This is a genomic window from Carboxylicivirga taeanensis (assembly GCF_051851475.1).
Taxonomy (GTDB): domain Bacteria; phylum Bacteroidota; class Bacteroidia; order Bacteroidales; family Marinilabiliaceae; genus Carboxylicivirga; species Carboxylicivirga taeanensis.
The window spans coordinates 1-3685 of record NZ_JBPUSJ010000041.1 but is presented as its reverse complement, the minus strand read 5'-3'; the positions used below and the strand labels follow the sequence as shown (position 1 = coordinate 3685).

The 3685-nt window shown below is 33.8% G+C and carries 4 protein-coding genes; all 4 read left to right on the top strand.

Annotation, left to right across the window (positions count from 1 at the left end; translation table 11 throughout):
* Positions 1-137: 137 nt before the first annotated feature.
* The 4 genes from ACSX1H_RS18910 (at position 138) to ACSX1H_RS18895 (ending at position 3393) form a co-directional block, all read left to right on the top strand.
* A complete protein-coding gene (locus ACSX1H_RS18910; protein WP_439185820.1) occupies positions 138-905 on the top strand; it encodes a hypothetical protein in 768 nt (255 codons plus the stop codon).
* Between the two features lie 138 nt (positions 906-1043).
* A complete protein-coding gene (locus ACSX1H_RS18905) occupies positions 1044-1499 on the top strand; it encodes a hypothetical protein (RefSeq protein ID WP_439185819.1) in 456 nt (151 codons plus the stop codon).
* 171 nt (positions 1500-1670) lie between these two features.
* Positions 1671-2702 (top strand): hypothetical protein, encoded by a 1032-nt coding sequence (locus ACSX1H_RS18900; protein ID WP_439185818.1) that lies wholly within the window; start codon positions 1671-1673, stop codon positions 2700-2702.
* 109 nt (positions 2703-2811) lie between these two features.
* Complete coding sequence (locus ACSX1H_RS18895; RefSeq protein WP_439185817.1) at positions 2812-3393, top strand: YIP1 family protein; 582 nt, start codon at positions 2812-2814, stop codon at positions 3391-3393.
* The last annotated feature ends 292 nt before the right edge of the window (positions 3394-3685 follow it).

The following is a 3685-nucleotide window of genomic DNA, read 5'->3' as shown; positions in this document are numbered from 1 at the left end:
CTTCGGTTGGGCCGATTCCCGCCTTGATTGTCAGTCCTGTCGGACGGACAATCAGCACCGCGAATCTGCTACTGCATCATGCAGCTAACCGTTGTGCGTTATACAATATCGTCCGGGAGAATAATAAATTAGTTTAAATGAGAACCCATAATCAAATAGATAAAATATTAAAAACGAAGCGACTTGTTTTATCACCAAGTCAAGCGTTGCAACATTACTTTATTGTTTTGATTCCGCTACTCCCAATGGGGCTAATTATATATAATGAGCCAGAAAGCATTTATGGATTTGGAATATGGATTTTCGGCGTTGTTTCAATAATTGCTTATCTAATACAGAGAAGAAGACTTCGATTTAAAGAATTTAAGGCAAATTGCAATATTGAACATTTAAAGAATTCTCTTTTCAGGACAATTAATGAACTGGAATGGAAGATTGAAAAAACAAATGAAAAATATTTACAAGCATATTCAGATGACCCATTCAATTATTACGGGGGTAACCTTATTACAATAATACCAATCGAAAAAGGCTTTTTAATTAATAGTGTTTCAGACCCTAGAAAGCGGTCTGTGCCATTTATTTCCACTTGGGACAATGAGAATATACGGACTTTTGTGAAGCATCTAAAAGATGTTTTAAACAATAAAGAGGAGAACAAAGACTATTTGATTCCACAGGAAGAATGGACAACACGAAAAACGATTAAAAGACTATTAATCTATCCTTTCTTGCTTTTTATTGTATTAATAAGTTTAAAGTCAATTTCCGAACCTGCAAGTGCTAAAGGTGTAAGTGCTGGTATTGGGGGACTTATTTTCGGAATTGGATACTTTGTTATTGATATTAAACTAATTTTAAAGAGAAGAAAGTACAAACGCACAACACGCCGCCATAGCGCATAGCAGGGGCAGCAGGGCTTTGGTTGAGCAGGTTCCCGCCTCGATAGTCTCGTCCTCTCGGACGGCCAATCTCACGCAAATCTGCTACAGCGCCATGCGGCCAACCGTTAGGCCCCATTCGCAGACTACCATACACAAATTATGAAAACAAAAGAATTCTTTAAGCAAAAGACCGATCAAGATTTATACAAAATATATAAAGGAGGAACAACTACATATAATGAGAAGCTTCTGGCACAAGAGACTTTAAAAGAACGCGGTTTTGATTTCAATAATATTAATAGTTACAAAGAAGAGTGGGAACTTGAGAAGTTAGAAAAAGAAATCATTGAAGAAAAAAACGCTATTCAAGGATTTTTGGTTTTTAATCCATTATACTTTAGATTTTTTTCAATTGCTATTTTAATAGGAGCAGTGTATATCACAGTTTCAGTAATATTAGAATTGACTTCAATAAAAGAAATAATTCTAGAGCATTATTTAATGATTGCGATGTCAATAATATTTTGGCTTTTGGGAATTGGTGGTTTAAGGTACTCGATTACAAGAGGGAAGTATCTAAAATACAGAACCCAAAGACTTGAAGAACTAAGATAAAGAAAATAAACGGGGCCTAACAAACCGCAATAAAGAATGCCTTGCCGAGTCTCAGTTTGGGAGGTTGGCTCCCGCGCGAGCCAAAGCAAAATTAAGAAAGCGAATATACCACACGCAGCGGCACACTTCATGCGGCAAGACGTTAGTGGCAAGGCAAAAAACATACTGTAAATGAATAAAGAAATTTTAAAGGAAATCCGAGAAGGAAAATACAATCAATCAGTTAGACTCTTTTTTTGGTATGTGTGTTTGATAATTGGAGGGTATTTTACATTTAGACTTCAACGAATATTTTTAGTAGAACAATCTGAATATAAAGAAATTCTGACAACTACTATCTCAATTACTAGCATTACAACGGCAATAATAATTAGCTTTTTGTTTTCAAAATTATCATCGGAAAGGACAGAAAGAATTGTAAGAAAGCAGAAGATTGATTTTTATTCGAAAAAGCTAACTTCTTTGCGAAAAATTGCTCATTTCTTAAGGTCATCATCATCTTTCTGGACATGGAATAATAATATTAAAAAGTTTCTTGACAACAAATACAAAGATTTAACCTTATCAGATTACGATAATAAAGAATACAATTGGCATGAAGCATATAATAAAGAAACGAAAATCGGAGAATTGCCAACACAAGCATATCTAGGACTTAAAGAACTTGAAAATGGCGTATCAACTTCATATAAATTTTATGATAGCTTTTTTCGACATAATTATACAGTAAATGAACTTGCTAAGATTCATGATGCTTGCGAACGCATATGGTCATTTTTTGACACTTATAAGAGAAGTATTAGAGATGTTAGCTCTTTGCACCAAACAGAAACAAAACATATCAAAGAAAACTTGAATATTATTAATCCAAACTTTAATAATTCTGAATTCAATAATGAGGCAATCATAAATTTGTTTGATATTTTTCCGCAAAATTACATTCAAGAACACTTTCAGTTAACACAACTGAATAATCGTATTTTAGGAGCAAACTTTGTAAGACTTCTTTTAGACCTAGTTGTTTTCATTCTTATAAGTTTATGCGGAATTCTTATTCTAAGCATTAAAATGAATGTCTTCTGTAAATTGTGCTTAACAAATATATTAACATCAATCTTTGTCGTTGTTTCTGTTGATTTAATTGTAAGCGTAATACTGACAATAAAGAATGAAATTAAGGTTAATGAGTTCTACAATGAATAATAAAGCCCAGCCACTAACAATGGCTCATAAAGCATAGGCTTGCCGCAGGCGCAACACAAGCCTACGCTTCATAGCCTGAACGTTGGCTGCAAGCAAAACCCAATACGTAATGAATAAAGTCATTCAAATACTATATAAACCGACCCATGTTTTTAGACAATTGGACGAAATGTTTGAGGAAGACTTAGATACCGACAGCAATTTGATTGCTTCAATTTTTGGTTGTCTAGTCGGACTATATTCTGTTGTTTATGAATTTGAAAACCTCAATGAATTATTTAGTGGTTGGTGGCTAATTGTTGTTTGCTTAATTGGGATTTTAGTATCATCAGGACTGTGTGTTCTAATGTATAATTACATACTGACCTACATACTATACGGATTTGGAAAACTACTTGGTAGTAAAGGTGTTTTATCTGACACAAGAGTCGCAATTGTATATGCCATTGTTCCTATAACTTTTGCTGTGTTTATATCATTAATTCTGAAGCTAATACCTGAAGCATTTTTAGATATTAGAAGTCAATATTGGATTCTAATAATCACTTCAAATTTAATCTGGATTTGGACAATGACAATTTTGGCAATCGGATTTAAGAATTTGAACAAATACGGAATGTTTAAAGCAATAATTAATGTATTGCCATTACCTGTAATTGGACTAATTATAACATTGTTGAAATATTTCTAAAATCAATGCCAGCAGCCAACAAGCCGCTATAAAGCATAAAGTGGTTTGTGATTTTTGGTTGGTTCGTAGCTTTGGCAATCAGCGCCAAATCGCAGATTTGGCTTCAAAATGAAAAGTTAAAACAAATATGCGTTTTGGCTCTGCTCTATTTGGAAGTTTTGTAAGGTTTATTTCACTTTACGCTTCATGCGGCCAATCCGTTGTGCCCCATAAAGCAAACCTTCAAACGAATATGTCAAGACAGCAAAAAATATATCTAGTGACTGCCATTAGTGCAGTATTAACCGGACTA